At 56.9% G+C, this 23,559-nt stretch carries 24 protein-coding genes; 7 read left to right on the top strand and 17 right to left on the bottom strand.

The features are described 5' to 3' along the window. Positions 1-39: 39 nt before the first annotated feature. Complete coding sequence (locus LG31_RS0102640; protein WP_050513386.1) at positions 40-486, top strand: PACE efflux transporter; 447 nt, start codon at positions 40-42, stop codon at positions 484-486. Positions 487-606: 120 nt separating this feature from the next. Here LG31_RS0102640 and hupA read toward each other — a convergent pair whose 3' ends face one another. Beyond that, complete coding sequence (hupA, locus tag LG31_RS0102635; RefSeq protein ID WP_005340484.1) at positions 607-879, bottom strand: nucleoid-associated protein HU-alpha; 273 nt, start codon at positions 877-879, stop codon at positions 607-609. Between the two features lie 330 nt (positions 880-1,209). Here hupA and LG31_RS0102630 point away from each other — a divergent pair, with 330 nt between their 5' ends. Together LG31_RS0102630 and LG31_RS0102625 are read left to right on the top strand one after the other, a co-directional pair. Beyond that, positions 1,210-1,692 (top strand): Rsd/AlgQ family anti-sigma factor, encoded by a 483-nt coding sequence (locus LG31_RS0102630; protein WP_033112959.1) that lies wholly within the window; start codon positions 1,210-1,212, stop codon positions 1,690-1,692. 101 nt (positions 1,693-1,793) lie between these two features. Further along, a complete protein-coding gene (locus tag LG31_RS0102625) occupies positions 1,794-2,174 on the top strand; it encodes a PilZ domain-containing protein (RefSeq protein ID WP_033112958.1) in 381 nt (126 codons plus the stop codon). Between the two features lie 90 nt (positions 2,175-2,264). Here LG31_RS0102625 and radA read toward each other — a convergent pair whose 3' ends face one another. Beyond that, positions 2,265-3,632 carry a DNA repair protein RadA gene (gene radA / locus LG31_RS0102620; protein ID WP_033112957.1) on the bottom strand — a complete coding sequence of 456 codons (1,368 nt, stop codon included), beginning with the start codon at positions 3,630-3,632 and terminating at the stop codon, positions 2,265-2,267. A 100-nt stretch (positions 3,633-3,732) separates the two neighbouring features. On the opposite strand from radA, the gene LG31_RS0102615 reads away from it, so the two are divergent. Continuing rightward, entirely contained in the window at positions 3,733-6,114 is a 2,382-nt protein-coding gene (locus LG31_RS0102615; protein ID WP_033112956.1) for a PilZ domain-containing protein, read from the top strand. 45 nt (positions 6,115-6,159) lie between these two features. Here the strand turns inward: LG31_RS0102615 and LG31_RS0102610 are convergent, their stop codons facing one another. Together LG31_RS0102610 and serB are read right to left on the bottom strand one after the other, a co-directional pair. Next, the gene (locus tag LG31_RS0102610) at positions 6,160-7,065 is read right to left on the bottom strand and encodes an alpha/beta fold hydrolase (RefSeq protein ID WP_033112955.1); all 906 of its coding nucleotides are present in this window, start codon (positions 7,063-7,065) and stop codon (positions 6,160-6,162) included. A gap of 28 nt (positions 7,066-7,093) precedes the next feature. Further along, positions 7,094-8,104 carry a phosphoserine phosphatase SerB gene (serB, locus tag LG31_RS0102605; protein ID WP_033112954.1) on the bottom strand — a complete coding sequence of 337 codons (1,011 nt, stop codon included), beginning with the start codon at positions 8,102-8,104 and terminating at the stop codon, positions 7,094-7,096. 120 nt (positions 8,105-8,224) lie between these two features. On the opposite strand from serB, the gene LG31_RS0102600 reads away from it, so the two are divergent. Next, positions 8,225-8,845 carry an AhpA/YtjB family protein gene (locus LG31_RS0102600; protein WP_033112953.1) on the top strand — a complete coding sequence of 207 codons (621 nt, stop codon included), beginning with the start codon at positions 8,225-8,227 and terminating at the stop codon, positions 8,843-8,845. A 67-nt stretch (positions 8,846-8,912) separates the two neighbouring features. Here LG31_RS0102600 and deoD read toward each other — a convergent pair whose 3' ends face one another. From deoD to LG31_RS0102565, 7 genes are all read right to left on the bottom strand, one after another. Further along, complete coding sequence (deoD, locus tag LG31_RS0102595) at positions 8,913-9,629, bottom strand: purine-nucleoside phosphorylase (protein ID WP_005340471.1); 717 nt, start codon at positions 9,627-9,629, stop codon at positions 8,913-8,915. Between the two features lie 80 nt (positions 9,630-9,709). Beyond that, positions 9,710-10,918, bottom strand: a complete 1,209-nt coding sequence (locus tag LG31_RS0102590) for a phosphopentomutase (RefSeq protein ID WP_033112952.1) — start codon at positions 10,916-10,918, stop codon at positions 9,710-9,712. A gap of 14 nt (positions 10,919-10,932) precedes the next feature. After that, positions 10,933-12,264, bottom strand: coding sequence for a thymidine phosphorylase (gene deoA / locus LG31_RS0102585; RefSeq protein WP_033112951.1), 1,332 nt, complete (start codon positions 12,262-12,264; stop codon positions 10,933-10,935). Between the two features lie 108 nt (positions 12,265-12,372). Continuing rightward, the gene (gene deoC / locus LG31_RS0102580) at positions 12,373-13,146 is read right to left on the bottom strand and encodes a deoxyribose-phosphate aldolase (RefSeq protein ID WP_033112950.1); all 774 of its coding nucleotides are present in this window, start codon (positions 13,144-13,146) and stop codon (positions 12,373-12,375) included. Positions 13,147-13,535: 389 nt separating this feature from the next. Next, positions 13,536-13,706 (bottom strand): XapX domain-containing protein, encoded by a 171-nt coding sequence (locus tag LG31_RS0102575; RefSeq protein ID WP_005340467.1) that lies wholly within the window; start codon positions 13,704-13,706, stop codon positions 13,536-13,538. Between the two features lie 125 nt (positions 13,707-13,831). Continuing rightward, positions 13,832-15,106 carry a NupC/NupG family nucleoside CNT transporter gene (locus LG31_RS0102570; RefSeq protein ID WP_033112949.1) on the bottom strand — a complete coding sequence of 425 codons (1,275 nt, stop codon included), beginning with the start codon at positions 15,104-15,106 and terminating at the stop codon, positions 13,832-13,834. Between the two features lie 216 nt (positions 15,107-15,322). Continuing rightward, positions 15,323-16,102, bottom strand: a complete 780-nt coding sequence (locus tag LG31_RS0102565) for a TatD family hydrolase (RefSeq protein ID WP_033112948.1) — start codon at positions 16,100-16,102, stop codon at positions 15,323-15,325. Between the two features lie 41 nt (positions 16,103-16,143). Between LG31_RS0102565 and LG31_RS0102560 the strand changes: the two genes are divergently transcribed. Further along, entirely contained in the window at positions 16,144-16,770 is a 627-nt protein-coding gene (locus LG31_RS0102560; RefSeq protein ID WP_033112947.1) for a type II secretion system protein, read from the top strand. Positions 16,771-17,066: 296 nt separating this feature from the next. On the opposite strand, the gene luxS is transcribed toward LG31_RS0102560, so the two are convergent. The 4 genes from luxS to LG31_RS0102540 are packed head-to-tail and all read right to left on the bottom strand — an operon-like array spanning position 17,067 to position 20,218. Beyond that, on the bottom strand, positions 17,067-17,576 hold the full coding sequence (luxS, locus tag LG31_RS0102555; RefSeq protein ID WP_033112946.1) for an S-ribosylhomocysteine lyase: 510 nt from the start codon (positions 17,574-17,576) through the stop codon (positions 17,067-17,069). Between the two features lie 18 nt (positions 17,577-17,594). Continuing rightward, positions 17,595-18,197 (bottom strand): transglycosylase SLT domain-containing protein, encoded by a 603-nt coding sequence (locus LG31_RS0102550; RefSeq protein ID WP_033112945.1) that lies wholly within the window; start codon positions 18,195-18,197, stop codon positions 17,595-17,597. 50 nt (positions 18,198-18,247) lie between these two features. Then, a complete protein-coding gene (glnB, locus tag LG31_RS0102545) occupies positions 18,248-18,586 on the bottom strand; it encodes a nitrogen regulatory protein P-II (protein ID WP_005308848.1) in 339 nt (112 codons plus the stop codon). 9 nt (positions 18,587-18,595) lie between these two features. Next, the gene (locus LG31_RS0102540; protein ID WP_033112944.1) at positions 18,596-20,218 is read right to left on the bottom strand and encodes an NAD+ synthase; all 1,623 of its coding nucleotides are present in this window, start codon (positions 20,216-20,218) and stop codon (positions 18,596-18,598) included. Positions 20,219-20,365: 147 nt separating this feature from the next. On the opposite strand from LG31_RS0102540, the gene LG31_RS0102535 reads away from it, so the two are divergent. Further along, on the top strand, positions 20,366-20,863 hold the full coding sequence (locus LG31_RS0102535) for a GspH/FimT family pseudopilin (protein ID WP_033112943.1): 498 nt from the start codon (positions 20,366-20,368) through the stop codon (positions 20,861-20,863). A gap of 21 nt (positions 20,864-20,884) precedes the next feature. Here LG31_RS0102535 and tapY2 read toward each other — a convergent pair whose 3' ends face one another. Together tapY2 and LG31_RS0102525 are read right to left on the bottom strand one after the other, a co-directional pair. Next, positions 20,885-21,148 (bottom strand): type IVa secretion system protein TapY2, encoded by a 264-nt coding sequence (gene tapY2, locus LG31_RS0102530; protein WP_274518907.1) that lies wholly within the window; start codon positions 21,146-21,148, stop codon positions 20,885-20,887. An 8-nt stretch (positions 21,149-21,156) separates the two neighbouring features. Next, positions 21,157-23,559: pilus assembly protein (locus LG31_RS0102525; protein ID WP_033112941.1), on the bottom strand; the 2,403-nt coding region annotated here is incomplete at its 5' end.

Raw genomic sequence — 23,559 nt, 5'->3', positions numbered from 1 at the left:
GCTCATTAGAATGCGCCTCCCACAGGAGGCACATCACCCATGAGTAGTACCCATCTGCGCACCACTTCGGATCGGCTCCGCTATCTGGTTCTCTATGAAGGCATAGGTCTGGCCATGGTTGCCCCGCTTATCAGCCAGCTGTTTGGCCAGGGCGTGGCAGAGGTCGGTTCACTGGCGATCTTCTTCTCGATTGTCGCCACTGCATGGACCTATGGCTGGAACCTGCTGTTTGACAAGGCGCTGCTGGCCCTGTGCGGGCGTACCAACAAACGCCCTCTTGATCGCTTCCTGCATGCGTTTGGCTACGAAGCGAGCTTTATGATGCTCTCTCTCCCCTGCGTCATGTTCTGGCTCGAACTGGGGTTGTGGGAGGCGCTGCTGCTGGATCTCGGCTTCGTTGCCTTCTACCTCGTCTACATCATTCTCTTTACCTGGGCCTATGAGCGGATCTGGCCATTGCCAGCGACCGCACAGCAGACGGCCTGACGCGCAGAGTGCTCTTGCGCAAACCAAGGTCGGTGAGATGGAAGGGTAAAACCGAAAGCCCCAATAAAAACAATGCCAGTCAGCAAGCTGACTGGCATTGGACAAAACAGACTTTAAGACTTACTTGACGGCGTCTTTCAGAGCCTTGCCAGCCACGAATGAAGGCACGTTGGCAGCAGCAATCTGGATCTCTTTGCCAGTTTGCGGGTTACGACCGGTGCGGCCTGCGCGGTGGGTGACCTTGAAGGTGCCAAAACCGACCAGCTGCACAGCATCACCTTCTTTCAAGCTCTGGGTAATACCATTGATGATCTCTTCCAGAGCCACTTTGGCCTGAGCTTTGCTCAGATCTGCTTTGGCGGCAATCGCATCGACAAGTTGAGCTTTGTTCATAACATTTCCTTTATGATCGGGCATTTAGCGCTGGGTCACTCTATGCAAAAAAAAACGCTCAAGCAAAGGCTTTATCGAGCAGGGGGCGTCAAACGCTGGGGTTTTCATCAAGATCTGCGGAAAAAGTCACATTCCAGCCTCGGAAAAACCTGAACCAACCAGCCTCTCGCCATTCAAAAAGCTCAATTTGACACCCACCTCAATACCACTTAACAATATCCCGGCAAGCCTATTGACGCTTGGTCAGATTTTCCCTAGTTATAGGATGTGTCACTGTTCAAACGGCTAGGAAGCCCCATCAATCGCCCGGCCTTGCCCCATGGAGGGATTATGTTGACGAAACTGGAACAGACCAAACAGGCGCTGGCAGGAAAACACAAGGCTATCGACGACTGGCTGGACGCAAGACAAGCCCTGCTGGTCGAATACATGCGGCTGGCCGGTCTTACCCCGGCACGAACCAAACAGCGATGCCTACCCAAACCCGAAGAGCTGCAGCACTTCTGTGACAGACTGGTCGACTACGTCAGCGCAGGCCACTTCGAGATCTACAATCACGTGGTCACCGCCTTCGAGCAGGCCAGCGGCGAAACGCTGGAGCTTGCCAAGCGCATCTATCCCCATATCCGCACCAGTACCGAACTGGCTCTCGAGTTCAACGACAAATACAGCGAGGCCGATGAAGCCCAGCTGCTGCTGCTCGACGATGACCTTAACGAACTGGGACCGGTGCTGGAGGAGCGTTTCAAACAGGAAGATCGTCTGGTCAAGGCACTCCATGTGGTGGAATCCCTTAGTGCACAACAGGCTTGAACGCCATTTTCAGAGCAAGTTCAAGATACGGGCAATCAAGGTGGATTACACTCAAAGCAATGACCATTGGGTCCACACTGATTGCATACAAGGAGATAAGCATGTCTGAGCGCCGCCGTTTTGCACGGATCCTCTACTTGACCATGGCTGAACTCACGCAGGGGGAACGCAAGTGGCGCACTCAGCTTGTCGATATTTCCCTGCAGGGTGCGCTGCTAATCCGGCCTGATGACTGGGTAAGCAATGACAACAAAGAGTACCAGCTCAGCTTTGTCCTGAGCGGCAGCGACATCGAGATCAAAATGCAGGTAGAGCTGAACCATGAGGCCAGCAAGAAGCTGGGCTTCTACTGTCATCACATCGACATCGACAGCGCCACTCACCTGAGGCGGATGATCGAACTCAATGTGGGCGATGAGGAGCTGCTGCACCGGGAGCTTGAGCAGCTGCTGAGCGAACATCTGGAACACAGCCAGCCCTGACGTTCCATATTTCCCCGTAAATAAAAAGAGCGCCAAGGCGCTCTTTTTATTTACGTTCATCCCAAGACATAGTCTTTTATCCGCACCGGATTACAGCGCCTCAAGCGCATCAGACAACTTTTTGACCGGCACCACTTCCATCCCCTCGATAGGGTGCTTGGGGGCGTTGGCGTGCGGCACGATGGCGCGGCGGAAACCGTGTTTCGCCGCCTCTTGCAGTCGTTCCTGACCGGACGGCACGGGGCGGATTTCACCGGAGAGTCCGACCTCGCCAAACACCACCAGATCCTTGGGCAGCGACTGATCACGGAAGCTGGAGACCATCGCCAGCAGCAGCGCCAGGTCCGCACTGGTCTCCTCGACCTTGACCCCGCCGACCACGTTGATGAAGACATCCTGATCCGCCATCTGCAGCCCGCCGTGACGGTGCAGCACCGCCAGCAACATGGCAAGCCGGTTGTGATCCATCCCAACCGCCACCCGGCGCGGGTTGGAGAGCTGGGAGTAGTCCACCAGCGCCTGCAACTCCACCAGTAGCGGTCGTGTGCCCTCCCAGATCACCATGACGATAGAACCGGGCGCCTGCTCCTGACCCCGACTGAGGAAGATGGCGGAGGGGTTGCTCACCTCGCGCATCCCCTGCTCGGTCATGGCAAAGACCCCCAGCTCGTTGACCGCGCCGAAACGGTTCTTGTGGGAGCGCAGGGTACGAAAACGGGAATCATGGCCGCCATCGAGCAACACCGAGCAGTCGATGCAGTGCTCAAGCACCTTGGGGCCCGCCAGACTGCCATCCTTGGTCACATGACCCACCATAAAGATGGCCACATGGTTCTGCTTGGCGTAGCGGGTCAGCAGCGCCGCAGCTTCGCGCACCTGTGAGACTGAACCGGGGGACGATTGCACATCCGCCACATGCATCACCTGAATGGAGTCGATGACCATGATCTGCGGCTGCTCCTGCTGGGCAATCAAGCAGATCTGCTCGACGCTGGTCTCGGAGAGCATCCGCAGCTTGTCGGTGGGTAGCCCAAGGCGGTTGGCACGCATCGCTACCTGCTGCAGCGACTCCTCGCCGGTGACATATAGAGTTTTCATCCGTTCTGCGAGACCACACATGGTCTGCAGCAGCAGGGTCGACTTGCCCGCCCCCGGGTTGCCGCCGATAAGAATGGCAGAGCCCGGCACCACACCACCGCCAAGCACCCGATCCAGCTCCTTGAAACCTGAGGTAAAACGGGGGATCTCGGTAGTGGCTATCTCTGCCAGTGTCTGTACCTGACTGCCGACCGCGCCGGCATAACCGGTGTAACGGGCACTCTTGCCGGCAGGAGTCACCGACCCGAGGCGCACCTCGGTAATGGTGTTCCACTCCTTGCACTCACTGCACTGGCCCTGCCAGCGTGTGAAGTCGGCACCACATTCGGAACAAACATAAGCAGTTTTATTTTTGGCCATTGATAACTCGGGGACAGGATGAATTCCTGCTTGATATACTTGTTTGCGACCGACAGATCAAACCCAGAATCGGAAAAGTGACTTTCCGTGGCAGGAACACATGGATTCAGAACACCAACAATATCTGATTGAACAACTTGTCCCCTTGTTGCGGGAGAAAGATTTCGAGGAGATCTTCAACCGCATGACCCAGGAAGAGAACAGCAACAGCCGTTTTCTGCTCAAAATGGAGCTAAAACGTAAATGCTCTCCATGCCGCAGGGTCATCGACATGCGCGATGAGCTGGCAGATGAGTGTCTAATTCATGAGTTCGACGGCATTACCCACTTCATGCCGGCTGAGGCGATCAACCTGTTCCAGTCCCAGTGCTATCTCTACCGTGATGCCTATACCATAGGGGTCAACGAGGCACTGCAACAGTGGCAAAAACAGCAGCACCACGCTCGCGTCGATGGTCACCTCACCCCACCGGCCAGTCCGTTCAGGCAATACGATGTCAACACCATCGCCTTCGCCAGTTACTACGGCCGTCGCCAGGAACGGATGCACTTCAGCTCGCCGGTACTGCTCAAGCTGCCGGACGGTGAAAAGCTATTTGCCAAGAGTTCCGATCTCTCCCTCGGCGGGATGCGCATCTCGGTGCCTTATCTACCCAGTTACCATACCGGCGCCCAGGTCGAGGTCTTCTTTACCGGGCTGGAGCGTGACAACCCCAACCCGGTACTGCACCAACCGGTCAATTACCAGATCCTCGGGGAAGAGAGCAAGGAGGGGAAATTCTGGCTGCGGCTGGTACGTTGCAGCGAGCAACCCGCCTTTGACGCCTTTTTGAAAGAGTTCATCGAAGTCAACAAGGTGCGCTACCGGGTCAGCGTCGACTACCTGCTCTCGGCCGCCATTATCAAGGGGTACGAGCAGTTCTACCTGCCGCGTATGACCGGCATGCCGCTCTTCTTCGGTACCGGCGACAGTCCCTGCCTCGAGATCGCCCTACGCACCGAGAACAACCAGCATCTGCTGGAGTACTGGCGTGACGAGAAGAACCGTGATGCGCTGGCGGGGCTCTTCAATGCCGAGCGGATGAAGCGACTCTGCCCCGTCCCCGGTGCCACCAGCGAAACCCTCATCTACTGCTTCACTCACACGGTGCGCAGCCATATCTACTTCTTCTCGGCCACCGCCGAGGAGCTGCGCCAGAGCGGCCTGACCGCCCTCTTCTTTCAGGTCGGCTCACGTCGCCCCAGCTGGCGCGTCTACAAATTCACATTGGAGGCGTGCGAACTGCTCGAGGCGGATGTCGGCCAGCTGCAGGGGCTCGAAAACCCGCAGTTGCAGGACATACTACTGCTCGAGCGCCTCAAGCAGATCGGCTATTGCGGCCTGCTGCAGGAGATCTGTCAGGAGTCCCAGCGCGAAGAGTTCTATCAGGAGGGGGAGCCTGGCAGCAACGCCAACGAGCTGCAGCGCTTTGGCCACGAGCAGGGGGTTGCCCCCTTCGAGATCGAGACCCTGCACTATGTCCAGCTGCGCAAGGAGCTGCGCTACATCCACAAGACGGCGGTCGCCATCCACCATAACGGCAAGTCCTGGCTGGGCTGGACCCGCGACATCTCGGCCCATGGCTTGCAGATCGAGCTGGAAGAGGCGTTTGTTGGCGAAAAGAACGATGTAGTGACCATTGCCCTGCCCCGCCTGCAGGAGCTCTCCAAGAGCATGGACTTGCAGCATCTCTCCTATCAGCTGGTCAGTCTCAACATGACCCGTACCGTGCTGCATCTCTGCATCGAGGGGGATTCCGATCGCCACACCGGTCGCCAGTTCTTCAGCCTGCTGATCGAAAGCAACCAAAACAAGCTCAAGGCAGCGCAGGAGCAGCGCCGCTACCGCGGGCTGGCCCGCGCCCTGCGCAACATCTACACCCACCACCTGTTCAACTCGCCGGTCTACATCAACAAGCTGAAGGGGGCGCCCAAACCCGCCTCCATCGGCAAGTCGCTCAAGCCGCGCAGCCTGCAACGCCTGCTCACCGCCTGTGCCGAGCTGCCGGAGCAGGAGAACCTCTATCCGCTGTTTCAGGGAGAGCTGCTCAAGGAGCTGCTGATGACGCCGCTGCGCAGCATAGAGCGGGAGGACAAGCCGAAGGAGGAGGAGGTCTACATCGCCAGCATCCAGACCAGGGCTGGCCTGCCCATCTTCCGCAGCCGTCTCGCCAGCGAGTTCACCGGCGTGAAGGAGAAACGCCAGTTTATCGAGCTGGCGCTACAGGAAGGGGAGTTCTACTCGGTGCTAGTCGGCGTCTCCCGCACCGGGCGCCCCGACACCAACTTCATTGCCAACGAGCTGGACTACATCGCCAAATTTGCCATTCACAAGGCGAAAAAGCTGGAGGAGGAGCTCTGGAGCGTCGTAGGGGTCGGCGAGCTGACCGACACCACCCAGGCGACCCTGTTCCGGCTGGGTATCACGCCGCCACTCAACTGATCCCGACCACAAGAAACAGGGCGCATCATGCGCCCTGTTTCTTTATCACGCGGCCTGCGGATCCAGCAGCCAGTCGAGGATCCGGGGGAAGTGATCCTCCTGCGCCTGCGGGGCGGTCAGCATATTGATATGGTCGTAATCGAGCCGGTTGCCGTTGTCCCGACCAAGCCGGGTATGGCGGGTCTTTGAGCCCATCTCGTCGCTGAAACGGCGCACGTCGGTGGGGTGGCCCAGCACCTTGTCCGCCTTGGCCGAGATCATCCAGAGCGGCGGCCAGTTGACCCGGGCAGCCGCCTCATCATAGGCAAAACCGTCGTGAGGATCCTGCCAGGGGCCGCACTTGACCCAGGGGATGGTCTCCTGCAGGTAGCGCAGCGGCTCATCATCGGCACCAATCTTGAGATCCCTAGCGGCCAGAAAACCACGGCGACGAGCCAGCCAGGGGGCCAGCCGGTTCCAGATCAGATCCACCTTCAACCAGCGCTCGGGATTTTGCACTGAGACTCCGCGCTTGGTGCCGAAGAAGAGCAAGCTGGCCACCTGCGCCGCCAGTTCGGGAAAGCGCACCAGCGTAGAGGCCATGATGACGCCGCCCCAGGAGTGAGCCACCCAGTGCACCTTGAAGCCATGGTGGCGCGCGGCAATCCAGTTGTGCAGAGCGGGCAGATCCTCGGTGATGAGTTCATGCTGACCGTGCTCCGCCTGCTCGGCGATGGCGGGAATACTGAGCCCGCGCCCGCGCAAATCGGCGACATAGACCTGAAAGCCGTGGCGAGCCAGAAAGCAGGCCAGCCCCTTGCCCGATTCGGTGTAGAAGATGCGACCGTTCTCGATGGCGCCGTGCACCATCAGGATGGGCTCACCATGAACGGCCGCCCCCGGCTTGATATGGCGGACGTGCAGTTGATGCTCGCCACAGGGGACAAAGAGTGATTGCTGCAACAATTCCATTTCGATTGGTTTCCTCCATGAAACAATATCAGGGGCGATCCCAGCGCCTTTCACTACAAGCGCGTGCCGAGAGCAGGCAGAGCACCCCCTCCAGATCATGATGGTTGAGGGTCGCAGCCGCTTGAGCCCGCACCAGCGGCTTGGCATGGATGGCGATGCCAAGACCCGCCACCGCCATCATTTTGAGATCGTTGGCGCCATCGCCGATGGCCACGGTCTGGGCGGGCGCAATGGCATACTCGGCCGCCAGCTGCTGCAACACCTCGGCCTTGACGCTGGCATCGACGATGCGCCCGCTCACCTTGCCGGTCAGCTGGCCCCCTTCCACCGCCAGCTCGTTGGCGAAGATGGCGTCTAGCCCCAGCTCCCGCTGCAACTGGCCGGCAAAGCGGGTAAAACCGCCGGAAGCGATGGCCACACGCCAGCCCGCCTGTTTGAGGGTATCGACCATCAGCTGCAAGCCCGGCATCCAGGGCATCCACGCCGCTACCTCGTCGAGGATGGCGACGGGCGCCCCCTCAAGCAGCGCCACCCGATTGCGCAGACTGTCGGCAAACTCCAGCTTGCCCTGCATGGCGGCCGCGGTCACCGCCGCAACCTGATCGCCCACCCCCGCCAGCCGCGCTATCTCGTCGATGCACTCGATGCGGATCGCAGTGGAGTCCATATCCATCACCAGCAGTCCCGGCTCGCTCAGAGTAGGCAGAGCGGGCAGATGGCAGAGATCGATCTCCCACTCCCTCTCCTTGAGCACGGCCACCAGCTCGGGAGAGAAGCGGTCGGTACCGAGCAGCAGCAACGGGCAACCCGCTACTTCGGTCGCCGGATAGAGGGTCGCCGTCACCCCGTGCTCAGCCAACAGGGGCGCCAGCGCTCCCAGAGAGGCCGGCCCCAGCGCCTTGCCAAACAGCACCAGCCAGCCAGCCGCAAGTGGAGTGTCGGTCGGTTGCAGGGCATCCGCGGTCAGCTGCCACCAGGGGGAAGTTGACAGGTGGGCGGGCCATTCGGATAAGGAGGTGCGGAGCCGGGACAACAACATAAGCGATACGCCTTCCATGGTGATCAAGGGGTTAACAATAGTGGCCCAGAGTAGCGTATTGCTTTTTGCGCAGGCAAGCGCCAAGATCCCGCAACTTCCGGTCAGCATGAGGTCTCGCGCTTGCAGCGTCATCTTCCCATCAAACGTGTGCTCAGTCTGGTAGCCGGCCTGCTGCTCGGCTGCTGGGTACTGGTTGTGCTCCTCCATATGCAGGGAGAGAGTCAGGCCGCCCTGCACAGCGAAGCTCGCAACCGCGCCCAGGCGCTGGTCGCCTATGCCGCCCGCGACATGAAGCGCTGGATCAAGGAGGACAACAGCAGCGAGCTGGAGCGACTGGCACGGGATCTGGCGACCGAGCCGGAGATCCTCGATGTCACCCTCTATGATGGACGCGGCATCCCGCTCGCCCAGTCGGAGCAGGCCGTTCCGCTGGAGAGCCTGCTCCCCATCGGCAACGACAACAAGTCGATGCCAGAGCAGGGCAAGGGGCGCATCCAGTTCGTGCAGGAGATCCAGGACGGAGCCCAGACCCTCGGCTATCTGCGCATCACTCTGGAAGAGCAGCAGATGCTGGCGGACAAGGATACCCGGCTGAAAGTGACACAGGAGAAACAGCGGCTGATGCTGCTGGTCGCCCTGCTGGCCGGGGTACTCATCTCCTACGGCATTCGCCGCAACTACATGCGGGTGCGCAAGCACAAGAAAAAGAGTACGCCCCCCTCCCCGCCACCGGAAAACTGATGGTTCGGATAGAGAGCAGATAAAAAAACGGCGGCCAGAAGGCCGCCGTTCTTTATTCGCAAGGGAATTACTTGTCGCCCAGCAGGACGGAATCCAGTGCGATTTCGATCATGTCGTTGAAGGTCAGCTGACGCTCTTCAGAGGTAGTCTGCTCACCGGTACGGATATGGTCGGAGACGGTGCAGATGGTCAGTGCCTTGGCGCCGTACTCTGCGGCCACGCCGTAGATACCGGCGGCTTCCATCTCGACACCCAGGATGCCGTATTTTTCCATGACGTCGAACATGGAGGGATCCGGGGTGTAGAACAGGTCGGCGGAGAAGATGTTACCGACGCGCACGGCAACGCCCTTGTTCTTGGCGGCCTGTACGGCATTGGCAACCAGGTCGAAGTCGGCGATGGCAGCGAAGTCGTGATCCTTGAAGCGCAGACGGTTTACTTTGGAATCGGTGCAGGCACCCATACCGATCACCACGTCACGCAGTTTCACGTCTTCACGCACGGCACCGCAGGAGCCGACGCGGATCAGGGTCTTCACACCGTAATCGGTGATCAGCTCTTTGGCGTAGATGGAGCAGGAGGGGATACCCATGCCGTGGCCCATTACGGAGATACGACGGCCCTTATAGGTACCGGTGAAACCGAACATGTTGCGCACGTCGCAGATCTGCTCGACGTTCTCCAGGAAAGTCTCGGCGATGTACTTGGCGCGCAGGGGGTCGCCCGGCATCAGCACGGTATCAGCAAAGGCGCCATCTTTCGCATTGATATGAGGAGTTGCCATTCTCTTGATTCCTTCACACTTAGGTTGAGTTTTATTGTCTTTATTAAAATTGCCCGCCACCGGAGTGGCGGGCGGGTAAATTACAGGAAGCTGGTACCGTACGCCAGTTTGGGCAGACCGTGGTACGCCGCAATGCTCTGGCCGATGTCGGCAAAGGTCTCGCGACGGCCGACGGAACCAGCCTTGACCGGCTTGCCGTAGAACAGTACCGGGATGTATTCGCGAGTATGGTCAGTGCCGCTCCAGGTCGGGTCACAACCGTGGTCTGCGGTCAGCACCACCACGTCGCCATCCTGCAGCAGGTCGAACAGCTCCGGCAGGCGGGAGTCGAAATACTCCAGCGCATCGGCATAACCCTTCACGTCGCGACGGTGACCGTAGGAGGAGTCGAAGTCGACGAAGTTGGTGAAGACGATGGTGTTGTCACCCGCCGCTTTCACCTCTTCCAGAGTACGATCCCACAGCTCGGTCAGGCCGGTACCCTTCACCTGCTTGGTAATACCCTGATTGGCATAGATGTCGGCGATCTTGCCGATGGAAACCACCTGACCGCCCGCGTCCTTCATGTAGTCCAGCACGGTCGGTGCCGGCGGCAGCACAGAGTAGTCGTGACGGTTGCCGGTACGCTTGAAGTTGCCCTTACCACTGCCCACAAACGGACGCGCGATAACACGACCGATGTTGTAGGGCTCCAGCAGCTCGCGCACGATGTGGCACAGCTCGTAGAGCTTCTCGAGGCCGTAGGTCTCTTCGTGGCAGGCAATCTGGAACACCGAGTCGGCAGAGGTGTAGAGGATCGGCTTGCCGGTCCGCATATGCTCTTCGCCCAGATCGTCCAGCACCTGGGTACCGGAAGCGTGGCAGTTGCCGAGATAACCGGACAGACCCGCCTTCTCGACAATGGCGTCCAGCAGCTCCTGCGGGAAACTGTTGGTGTGATCCTTGAAATAGCCCCACTCAAACAGCACGGGCACACCGGCGATCTCCCAGTGACCGGACGGAGTGTCCTTGCCGGAGGAGAGCTCCTGAGCGTAGCCGTAGGCACCGACCACCTCGATATCTTTCTTAAGACCTGCCGGGAAGGTGCCGGAAGCCTGCTCGCAAGCGTGGCCGAGGCCCAACTTGCTCAGGTTTGGCAGATTGAGGGCTCCGCGGCCCTGCGCTTCACCAGCCGCACACGCCTTGGCGATATGGCCAAGGGTATTGGCGCCCGTGTCTCCGAACTTGTCAGCGTCGGCGGCAGCGCCGATACCGAAAGAGTCCATCATCAGGATAAAGGTACGTTTCATGGGACTTCCCCTTGTTACAAATCAGCCAGGGTGATACGGCGGTACACTTCAGGCAGTGCCTCAGGCCGCTCGCCACCAATCCGGACAGCCGCCTGCACCATGCTGGCAACCTGAGCATATTGCTCTTCAGTCTGAGCGTGGATCATCGCGATCGGCTTGTCAGCATCGACGCTCTGACCCAGGCGGATAAAGTCGGTCAGACCAACCGCATAATCAAGTTTGTCACCGGCAGCGCGGCGACCGCCGCCCATGGCGACCACAGCCAGACCCAGCTCGCGGGTATCCATGGCGGTCACGAAGCCGCTGTTGGCCGCGAAGACCGGGCGCACGATGGCGGCTTTGGGCAGGTAAGCGTCGTAACGCTCCATGAAATCGGCAGGGCCACCCAGGCCAGTCACCATGCGACCGAAGATCTCGGCAGCCTTGCCGTTATCCAGTACCGCCTGCAGCTTGGCGCGGGCATCGCGCTCGTCGCTGGCCAGACCTGCGGAGATCAGCATCTCGGCACACAGCGCCATGGTCACTTCGTGGATGCGCGGGTTGCGATATTCACCGGTCAGGTAGCGCACCGCTTCGCGCACTTCCACCGCGTTACCGGCGCTGGAGGCCAGCACCTGGTTCATGTCGGTCAAGAGCGCTGAAGTGCGGCAGCCGGCACCATTGGCTACGGCAACGATGCTCTTGGCCAGCTCTTCAGAGGCTTCAAAGGTCGGCATAAAGGCACCGGAGCCCACTTTCACATCCATCACCAGCGCTTCGAGCCCGGAGGCGAGCTTCTTGGAGAGGATGGAGCCGGTGATCATGGCAACAGATTCGACGGTGGCAGTGATGTCACGTACTGCATAGATACGCTTGTCGGCCGGGGCGAGATCGCCGGTCTGGCCGATGATGGCGACACCCGCCTCTTTCACCACTTTCAGGAAACGATCGTTGTCGACCGAGGTCTGGTAGCCGGGAATGGCATCCAGCTTGTCTAGGGTACCACCGGTGTGGCCCAGGCCACGGCCGGAGATCATCGGCACGAAACCGCCGCAGGCAGCGACCATCGGGCCAAGCATCAGGGAAACCACATCACCGACGCCGCCGGTGGAGTGTTTGTCGACAATCGGGCCACCCAGATTAAGGTGATCCCAGGTCAATACCATGCCGGAGTCGCGCATGGCGCAGGTCAGGGCAACCCGCTCATCCATGGTCATGTCTTTGAAGTAGACCGCCATCGCCAGCGCCGCAATCTGGCCCTCGCCGATGGTGTTGTTGGTAATGCCCTGAACGAAGAATTGAATCTCTTGGGTACTGAGCGCTTCACCGTTGCGCTTCTTGCGAATAATTTCTTGAGGCAAAAACATCTTTCATTCCCTCCGCCATTGCTGGCGTTACACAAGCCTGAATCCTTGCCCGCGCACCACAGGTGGGGGCTTAACAGGGCGGACCAGATCCGCCCTCTCATCAACCTATTAGTAACCGCTGGTGTTGGCCGGCTTGTCGCCATGCCCCAGAGTGGCCAGCAGGCTGGCCAGCAGGCTGGATGCACCAAAGCGGAAGGTGCGGGCGGATACCCAGTCCTTGCCGAGGATCTCTTCGGCCATGGCCAGGTACTGACCCGCCACGGCGGCGTCTTTCACGCCACCGGCCGGCTTGAAGCCGACTTTCGGATTCTTGGCCTTGATCACTTCCATCATGATGCGCGCCGCTTCCGGGGTCGCATTGACCGGCACCTTGCCGGTGGAGGTCTTGATGAAGTCGGCACCGGCATCGATACAGATTTCGGAAGCGCGACGGATCAGCGCCTCTTCTTTCAGTTCGCCGGTTTCGATGATCACTTTCAGCAGAACATTGGCACCACAGGCCTCTTTACAGGCTTTGACCAGATCAAAACCGATCTGTTCGTTGCCAGCCATGAAAGCGCGGTACGGGAAGACCACGTCCACTTCGTCAGCACCGTAGGCGACAGCGGCACGGGTCTCGGCCACGGCGATCTCGATGTCGTCGTTGCCGTGCGGGAAGTTGGTCACAGTCGCAATGCGCACGTCGGCAGCGCCGATCTCACGCAGGGTCTTGCGAGCGATGGGAATGAAACGGGGGTAGATGCAGACAGCGGCGGTCAGACCGGCCGGTGACTTGGCCTTGTGGCACAGGTCGATCACCTTCTGATCGGTATCGTCGTCGTTCAGGGTGGTCAGGTCCATCAGGTTCAGGGCGCGCTGGGCGGCCAGTTTCAGATCACTCATTCTGTTCTCCAAAGTCTCGATTTGATCCAGATAACCGGGCACCACCACAAGCTCCGAAAAGGAGATAGCAGTAGCAATTCCCAGCTATACGGGAATGGAATTACAGTGCGAAGGCTGAGGCACAACGACTGTAAATAAGGCAAGAGCCCTGTCACTTTCTTACAAAAGTGCGGACTTGGTTCCATGAAGACTTGAGAAAGGCAGAGCAACTCCGACCCGACTTCCCAATCAATTCCATTTGACCGCCAACACCCGATTTCATCGAGCATTAGTCATTGCCAGCACCCTGCTGGCAACGCCTATTTCAGCCGAGATACCCCCTGTTTGCAAGCCGGATTTGCCAATTTCAGAGGTACCTCACATCTGGCAAATCCGCATTCAAAAATGCCTTACGAAAAGAAGCGCGTCAGGATCCAGGAGTAGGCCAGCCCCCCCAGATAGACCCCGACAATCCCCATCACCCCGGACAAAACGGGAGGAGCCGGGATCGGCAATTTGAGGAAAGAAAACAACAAACCGACTATAAAGCCGGCCACCATCGCCAGTAGCACTTCATTCATATAACCTCCGATTTGACTCATTTTATTATTAGTTTAGATAGGAAAACGGTTGTCACCGCTCCATACGCGAACGCCACGGCAGATGCCGTGGCGTTCGTGTTTATACCCTGTCAGTCAGGCTGATATTACATGCCGGACAGTGCCAGGAAGAAGCCTGCGATGGTCGCAGACATCAGGTTGGACAGAGAGCCAGCCAGTACGGCTTTCAGACCAAATTTCGCAATGGTGCCGCGGCGGTTCGGTGCCATCGACCCCAGACCACCGAGCAGAATGGCAACAGAGGAGAGGTTGGCAAAACCACACAGGGCAAAGGAGATGATCGCCTTGGTGTGATCGGACATGGCCACACCGTTGATCAGCACCTCGTTTTTCAGGTACGGAGCGAAGTTCAGATAAGCCACGAACTCGTTCACTACCAGTTTCTGACCGATGAAGGAACCGGCAACAATCGCTTCACTCCAGGGCACACCGATCAGGAAAGCCAGCGGGGAGAAGATCCAGCCCAGCAGCAGTTCCAGAGAGAGCTGCGGATAACCGAACCAGCCACCCACACCGGAGAAGATACCGTTGATCATGGCGATCAGGCCGATGAAGGCCAGCAGCATGGCGCCGACGTTCAGAGCCAGTTGCATACCGGCAGAAGCACCAGCAGCAGCGGCGTCAATGACGTTGGCCGGCTTGTCGTCCAACTCGGCATCTGCGGAGCTTTCGTCATAGTTCGGGGTCTCGGTTTCCGGTACCAGCAGCTTGGCGAACAGCAGACCACCCGGTGCAGCCATGAAGGAGGCAGCGATCAGGTACTCCATCTTGACGCCCATGGAGGCGTAGCCAGCCAGAACAGAACCGGCAACAGATGCCAGACCACCACACATGACCGCGAACAGCTCGGAGTCAGTCATCTTGGAGATGTAGGGACGAACCACCAGCGGCGCTTCAGTCTGACCTACGAAGATGTTGGCAGTCGCGGAGAGGGATTCGGTACGGGAAGTGCCCAGCACTTTCTGCAGACCACCGCCCAGCAACTTGATGACCATCTGCATGATGCCCAGGTAGTAGAGCACCGCGATCAGGGAAGAGAAGAAGATGATGACCGGCAGAACACGGAAGGCAAAGATAAAGCCGCCACCACCGAACACTTCAAACATCTTGTTGCTGACCAGACCACCGAACAGGAATTCGATACCATTCTGGCCGTAGCTGATGACGCTGGAGACTGCATCGGATACACCGACCAGAATATCGCGCCCTACCGGTACATAAAGTACAAACGCACCCAGACCGGCTTGAATTGCAAACGCACCGGCTACGGTACGGACGTTGATTGCCTTGCGGTTGCTGGAGAACAGCACCGCGATAAGGACGAGCGTCGCCATCCCTACCAGACCCATGAACAAATTCATTATTATCTTCCTCTAGTAGCACCTGGCTTGTTAGCGAGTTGTAACCAAACCCAACTAATCAAGGGGTGCGCATTATACTAATTAAAGTCCGATAAAATAGAATGCTGGTCACATTTTATCGGTATCAAATTATTCAAGTGTCACAAAATTAGACAGCAAACGATTTTTACGCTTATTTTTTTCCCTGATAGCTCAATCACTTGTTACACCAATGTTTCATTGCCTTTGGCGATGCCGGAAAAGTCGCTTGGTATTATCATGCAACATAGTTGAAACATACTCTGCAGGCTCTTCTCGTATTCCCATCAATATCGCCGCAATTTCCGGCAGCGCTTCCGGTGTATTTCGCTCTCCTTGCCACCCCTGTAGCGGCATATCCGGCGCATCGGTTTCCAGCACCAGCGATTCAAGCGGCATGGCCCGAAATACCTCACGGGTTTTGTTCGCCCGCTCATAGCTGATGACCCCGCCGACACCAAGATAAAAGCCCAACTGCCAGAATGCCTCTGCTTGTTGTAACGAACCGCTGAAGGCGTGGATCACGCCACCTCGAACCGGTTTGAAGCGACGCAGCAACTTGGCCACAGTGTCATTGGCTCGCACCGAATGGATGACCAATGGCAGCTCCACATCGACTGCCAGCTTGATCTGCGCCTCGAACAACTCGAGCTGCCCCGCCTGAGGTACATGGGAGCGCAGATCCAGCCCGCACTCACCGATGGCGACCAGCCCCTCGGGGCGGCTCGATACCAGCTCCCGCAGCCGACCTATTACGCCCTCATCTTGTTCACCGGCATACCAGGGATGAACACCCAAGCCATAACACAGTCCTGCGTGTTGGTTGGCGAGCGCCATCACACGGTGCCAGTTGGTCTCGGCAATGGCAGGAATGATATACTCCGTCACCCCGGATCCCTGGCAACGAGCCAGCAACGCCTCTCTGTCCTCGTCAAAGTCAGAAAAATCGAGGTGGCAATGGGTATCTGTCAGCTGCATATCACTCACACCTGTTTGTGGGATTTAATGGGTCATTGGAAATGATGAACAACAAACACCGTGGTTTTACCCTGATTGAGCTGGTGCTGGTCATCATCGTACTGGGGATCCTGGCAGTGGTGGCCCTGCCCCGTTTTATCAATATCAAGGATGATGCGCTCAAAAGCATGGTATCGGCGACTGCGGGCAATTTTGCCAGTGCGGCACGTCTGGCCAATGCCGGCTGGGCGGTAGTAGTGAAGGGGCAATCCGTCGCGCTCTACAACCTAAGCAGTTTTGGCAACAGCACGATAGATATCAACCGCTATGGCTGGCCGGTGGGCTCCGAAGAAGATTACAACAAGCCGGTAGACACCCCCTATCAACCGGGATCTGGCAACCATATCTCGGTCAGCAACCAGTCAGACTGCCGACTGCTTTTTACCGACCTGCTGGATGGCAGTCAAAGCGTTGCGTCAACGGATCAGCCTGACGCAGTACAGAAGCGGGCAGACTACCTTTCCACCATGATTGGCCCGGGTCATCCGGATGAAGATGAAGGCAACGAGGTGCACTATAACTGCCGCTATATTCTGCGCGATTCTGTCGGTCGCTTCGCGGATTACCCGAATGGCCTGGGCTTTGAATACAACAGCGTTACCGGTGCCGTGACCCGCAATTTTCAGTAAGTGAATCATCACTGCCGGGATTGCATTCTTTCGATGGCTCCTCATCATAACGAACCGGCGTACAACAGCGCCGGTTCTCCTGAGTAAGTCCCCACTCTTCACACCACTCGTCGTAACGGGCCAACCAGCGTAGCAACACCCCTTTCATCGGCACTCCCTCCCGCAGTTGAAACACAAGCAGGAGAACATCCTAGCAGAGCGGAGAAAGTGAACAAGTCATCGCGATGCGACGCAAACAGCGATAAAAAAACCGGCCAGCATTGCTGACCGGTTTTTCTCATCTTGACTCGATAGCCTTAGAGGCTTTTGAGCTTCTCTTCCGGCAGGGCCAGCTCGTCGTTGTGGTTAACGCCGATGCCGCGCTCCAGCACATGGCGAGCGATGGCATGGGCCTCTTCCAGCGAATGCATGCTGTAGGTACCGCACTGATACTCGTTCAGCTCAGGGATCTTGCCCTGCTCCTGCACAGTCAGCACATCACTCATGGCTGCTTGCCAGGCAGCACCGACACGGGCCTCGTCCGGAGCACCGATCAGGCTCATGTAGAAGCCGGTACGGCAACCCATGGGGGAGATGTCGATGATCTCCACGCCATTGCCGTTCAGATGATCACGCATGAAACCGGCGAACAGGTGCTCAAGGGTATGGATACCGCGCTCGGAGAGGATCTCCTTGTTCGGTACGCAGAAACGCAGGTCGAACACGGTAATGGTGTCTTTGTTCGGGGTCTGCATGGTTTTGGCCACACGCACCGCTGGCGCTTCCATACGGGTGTGGTCAACGGTAAAACTGTCCAATAACGGCATTTCTGACTCCTGATTGGGTTACCAGAACCAGCCCCCGCGGGAGAGCTGATCCTTGCATTGTCGATACTGGGCGCCGTAGCGCTGGGCGCGAGCTTCTACCTTGCGCGAGGTATTCATCAACCACCCCTTGCTGCGATAGCTGCCACGCCGATAGCCACCCCACCCTTCGTGATAATTGAGATACTGGCCATAGGCATCCCACTTGGAGGTGCCATTGAGCCGCTGGGCCTTGTTAGTGTACCAGCCCATAAAATCGATGGCGTCGGCAAAGTCATCGCGATCGCTCCAGCTATTGCCGGTCTCTCGCTGGTAATCCGCCCAGGTCTCGTCTTTCACCTGAGCGTAACCATAAGCCGAACTGGCCCGCCCGGTTGGAATAAAGAGGAAATACTCCATCGGCGGTTGGGCATCGTGTACGAAGGAGGACTCCTGATACATCATGGCCATCACCACATGGATCGGCGTCCCCCACTTCTCGTTCATCTTGAGCGCGGCCTTGTGCCACTCCGGCTTCTCGCGAAAAATCTGGCACAGGTTTTCCGGCTGGGCCGGCGGGCGGGCACTGCACGCTGTGAGTACTAGCAACAGGCCTGCCACCGCCACGATGCGTTTTCGGGACATCAGAGCAGAATTTGTTTTGCTCTCCTGAACATAACGAGGCAAAAACGACATCAGATAGCGTCTTCGTTCTCTTCGCCGGTACGGATACGAATGACGCGTTCCACCTCGCAGACGAAGATCTTGCCGTCACCAATCTTGCCAGTGCGGGCGGTGTTCTGGATTGCTTCCAGACAGGCATCGAGATCCTCGTCCTGCACTACCAGCTCCACCTTCACTTTCGGCAGGAAGTCGACCATATATTCGGCACCGCGATAGAGCTCGGTGTGACCCTTCTGGCGACCGAAGCCTTTGACTTCGGAGACGGTCATGCCGTTGATGCCGATCTCGGCCAGGGCCTCGCGCACATCGTCCAGCTTGAACGGTTTGATGATGGCTTCAATCTTCTTCATGGTGACTCCTTACCAGTTCTGTTTGCCAAACCCGGAAGTAATGGGGTAACGGCGATCCTTACCAAAGTTGCGGGCCGTGATGCGGGGCCCAACCGCCGCCTGACGACGCTTGTATTCGTTGAGATCCACCAGCCTGATCACCTTGCGTACCACCGCCTCTTCGAAGCCCTCCGCCACCATATCGGCCACGGAGGCATCTTCTTCCACGTAGCGCTTGAGGATGGCATCGAGGATGTCGTAGGGCGGCAGGCTGTCCTGATCCACCTGATCCGGCGCCAATTCTGCCGAAGGCGGACGGTCGATAACCCGCTGCGGGATCACGTAGTCGACCGAGTTGCGATATTCGCACAGCTTGAAGACCAGCGTCTTGGGCACATCTTTCAACACGTCAAAACCGCCCGCCATGTCACCGTACAACGTGGCATAACCCACCGCCATTTCGCTCTTGTTGCCAGTAGTCAGCACGATGCGGCGACGCTTGTTGGAGAGCGCCATCAGCAGCACACCACGGCAGCGTGCCTGCAGATTCTCTTCGGTAGTATCGCGAGCGGTACCTTCAAACAGCGGCGCCAGCTGGGTCATAAACCCTTCGAACATGGGCTCGATGGAGATGATGTTGAACTCCACCCCCATCCGCTCGGCCTGCTCCTTGGCATCCTCCACGCTCATCTGGGCGGTGTAGCGGAACGGCATCATCACCGCCTGCACCTTGTCGGCACCGATGGCATCGGCTGCAATGGCCAGCGTCAGCGCCGAGTCGATACCGCCGGAGAGGCCCAGCACAGCGCCGTGGAAACCGTTCTTGGTGACATAGTCGCGCACCGCCAGCACCAGCGCCTGATAGGTCTCGGCCAACGGTTCCAGCGGTGCTGCGGGCTCCCGCTCTTTCACCGGCTGGCCATCGGCAAAGCGTACCAGCGCCAGCTCTTCGGCAAACGGGGCCAACTTGTGGGTCAGCTCGCCCTGGCTGCTGAACACCTTGGAGCAGCCGTCGAAAATCAGCTCATCCTGACCACATACCTGATTGAGGTAGACCAGCGGCAAACCGGTTTGATCGCAGCGCTCCGTCATCAGTTCGCGGCGGATCCAGGGTTTCTCCTGATCGTAGGGCGACGCATTGATGGTGAGCAGCAGTTCGGCCCCTGCCGCCTTGGCGGCCAGCGCCGGGCCCGGCTGCCAAAGATCTTCGCAGATGAGCAGCCCCAGATTGTGGCCACGGAAGGGTACCACGCAAGTCTCGGTCGCGGCGGTGAAGTAGCGCTTCTCGTCGAATACCCCGTAGTTGGGCAAGTCCTGCTTGAAGTAACGGGCAATCAGCTTGCCGTGCTCATAGAGGGAGGCCGCGTTATAGAGCACCTCCCCTTCACGCCAGGGATGCCCGACCAAAATGGCGCAGTTACCCTGCCATTCAGCAATGCGAGTCAGCGCGGCATCGACCCTGATCATCAGATCGGCGCGCAGCAGCAGATCTTCCGGTGGATAGCCAGTCAGAGCCAGCTCGGAACAAACCAGCAGATCGGCACCTTGCTGCTCGGCTTGAGTGGCCGCAGCGAGCACTTTGTCAGTGTTATCTTCGATGGCGCCTACCGTCAGATTCAACTGGGCAAGCATCAGAGAGAGGGCTTTTGCCATGGCGATGCATCTTGAATTCGAAAATGATGGGGAATGATAAAGAAAAGGGGGGAGATCTGCTAGTTCAAGACTGGTGTAACCATGTGACAGCCATCGGCAGTAAGGATAAGCTGTAGATAGTCACGGAACGACACACCTCAGGCCACCATGAAACAACGCGGATTTACCTTGCTGGAGCTGATGATCGCCATTGCATTGGGGGTCATACTACTTGCCATTGGTATTCCTGCCCTAAGTGACCTGCTCAAAGAGAACACCGCCAACTATGAAAGTGAACGGTTGATGAAACACCTGCGCTTCGCGCGTAACGAAGCGATCAGCGAGCAGCAAACCGTAAGCGCCTGCCTCATCAACAACGCAAGCCAGTGTGTTTCCAGCAATTCAACACAGTTCCTGGTATTTGCCGATACCAATAACAACTCCCAACTTGATAATGGTGAAACAGAGTTGGCACGTACCCCAGCCTTTTCATCCAGCGCAGCTATCACCTCGACCAGAACCCGGGTTCTGTTTGCTCCAGACGGTACCAGCCTGGGAACCAATATGACCATTAAAGTCTGTGTGAGCCAAGAGCCGGAGATTGACCTGGTTATTGCCGTTTCTGGCCGCAGTAGCAGGACAGACACTGCCACAATCTGTCCTTGAGCCAATCATCTTGCACTACTGCTATCTTGGCTGCTCTTTCTCTTGTTTTCGTGCGGACTCAAGAGTGAAAGGCCGATCAACAGGCTGACATTCCAGCACTTTCCTCACCATGAGCAGCTGCCCGTTCATCTCAAACCCCTTCTCCTGAAAGGCAACTTCAGGCTTTTGGTTATCCGCAATAGCGCCCTGCAATACAACATTCGCCCCATTTTCCAGTTCGACATAGCACTTACGATCTACCGCTGCATGAGCGCAGCTAACGCCCAGCAGAGTCAACAACAGCATATTCGCTCTCATTGGGGTTCATCCTCGTAGAGGTATATCTTCTTGGGAGTCATATCCATTTCGGCCTCATCGGCCCCCTCTGAACATTGCCCGGCCCCGGTACAGCGGGTAGGTTGATTATTCCCGTCATCTTTCAGAATAACCTCCTCACCCGGAGCACCACCGATAATACGGATCTTGGCATCATCACCAGCATGAACTACGAGGTCATCAGCCACTTTATTATTGACCTCGACATAACGTTCCGGAGACTGATTACCAGCCTGCTCGACCGTATAGCGGAATGATGTGCCATAGTGCATATCCACCATGTATTGACGCATGGCACCTATCGACTGGATGGTACACTCCTCGAAAGACTGAACCTGCGGCAGGAAGGAGGTGAAGTAAAGTTTGCCCTGAAGGACAACCCCAGCCCCCATCGACTTCTCTCCCGTTTCATCCAGCCTATATTTCCACCCCATCTTGCTGGTCAATGTTTTCTTGATCGCCAATATCTGCGTATCCGTTTTACCGAGGAAGGGGTCTGTTGTTACATCGGAGAGTTGATCAATAGTGATCGCCGATGGCGGAGTGACTGTACGATAGGATTTTGGTACAACCTGATAGTCCCGCAGCATGAAATAGGCATTATTGACGGTCGACTCTGATGATGGGCGGTTGCGGTCTCCAGAACCAATCAAGACCGCATCGAAGGGGCGTTCGCTATAAACATACTGGCTATTTTTTACTTCCCACCCCTTGTTGATTGTTCTTACCAACACGGGTTGAGTGAAGAAACGCCGATCTTCACTTTGCTGTGTGTCGGACCCCAGACTGGCAAATTTGAATACACTCCAATCTGTTTTATTGGTTCCTGGCAAATCCATTCGCCATATATTTCCGCCAGTATCGCTGGCATAAATACGGTCGACTTTACCATCGCCATCACTATCAAGTGTCGCCACACTACCAGGCATACTGTCCAGCATGGTGCTGACTTGCAGGTTTGTCGTACTATTGGCAGCAGGCGTTGCACTGTATATCAGCGTACCTGAATTGGCATTCACTATGTAAATACCAGCACCGCTGCTATCAGAGCTGCCCAGTCCGAGAGTACTTTTATTCAGGTCATAACCACCGGCAAAAATCACTACCGGGTCGGTAACACCGGGAACAAATGCAACTTCAGGGACAGACCAAGTCTGCCCCAACTGCGAAAAACCATTCGAGTCTGGTGTAATGGACCACTTCAGTGTTGGTGCATCAGGATTCGTGACATCAAAGGCATAATAGTTTTTACCGCCACTACGCAACCCGACAAACATCCAGACATAATCGCCCTCAGATGCTTTTATCACACCATTCTGGTTAGCATCTTTGATGAGTGCTACGGGAGATGAGTCGACACCAAATACGTGAGCAGATGACTCACTATTTTGCCGTAATGCTTTTTGAGTGGCTAACAGCGGATAAGGCATCATGGCCCAAGTTTCGTCAACAGATGAACCAAGATCCTTGAACATATGCAGAAAACCGGCATTGGTTCCCATGATAATACGCAAGTCCGGGGTACAACTAGTCTGTCCTTGTGCAACCGTACAGCCATAGTTGATGACCAAAGGTCTGGAGTGCAGGGGATCACCCAATATATATTTCCTGATTGTGGTACTGCTGTCGTTATCTTCATTGTCGACATCACTACCAGTGATCCAGCTGAACATATTATCCAGTTCAGAGACGTCAGATAACTGCATCAGTGAACGTAGCGCCTCAGCACTGCCAGCCATTGTCTGGGCATTGCTGCGAGTAAAACTATCAAGGCGTTTGGGCGATGCCTTGTCATTGATGAGATAAATATTGCGGTTGATTTTATCGGCAAGCATCTCCTGCACACCACCTTTTGCAACCAGATTACCGTCATCCTCTGATGACCAAAAAGTTCTGGCACCCTCCAGAATTGTGCCATCACTCTTGATCGCCGGTAATGTAGTGGTATCAACTACATATCCCTTATCAGACAAGACCAGCTTTTTCAGATTACCTTTCCATCGCGGACCAGTATCAGGTTCAAACATGGCATAGTAGATATTATTAAGACTTCTAGTCCGGTCAAAGTTATTTGTTGCAATAGCGGGAGAGACTAGAGAGGTATTGATGCGCAATATGGCAAGCAAAGATGACTTCAGTGCCTGACTGAGTGCTTCGGCACTGGTCGCAGGATAATATAGTCCGCCACCACGACGAGCTGTTTCAGCTAACAGGTTACCTGCACCAGTAACAGCATCATCACCAAATCCAACTGTAAATGTTGTAACAGTCTGAACTCCGGGCGAACCTGAGTTTATATCCTTATTTTTCATATAGCCAGCCAGTGCAGCAATATAGCTGGTGCTACCACTACTGCCATATCCAACAGTTGTACCATATGC

Source organism: Aeromonas lacus (genome assembly GCF_000764665.1).
GTDB classification, from domain to species: Bacteria; Pseudomonadota; Gammaproteobacteria; order Enterobacterales; family Aeromonadaceae; genus Aeromonas; species Aeromonas lacus.
Note: the sequence above shows the minus strand (reverse complement) of the source record. Positions and strands in the feature narration are given on the sequence as shown.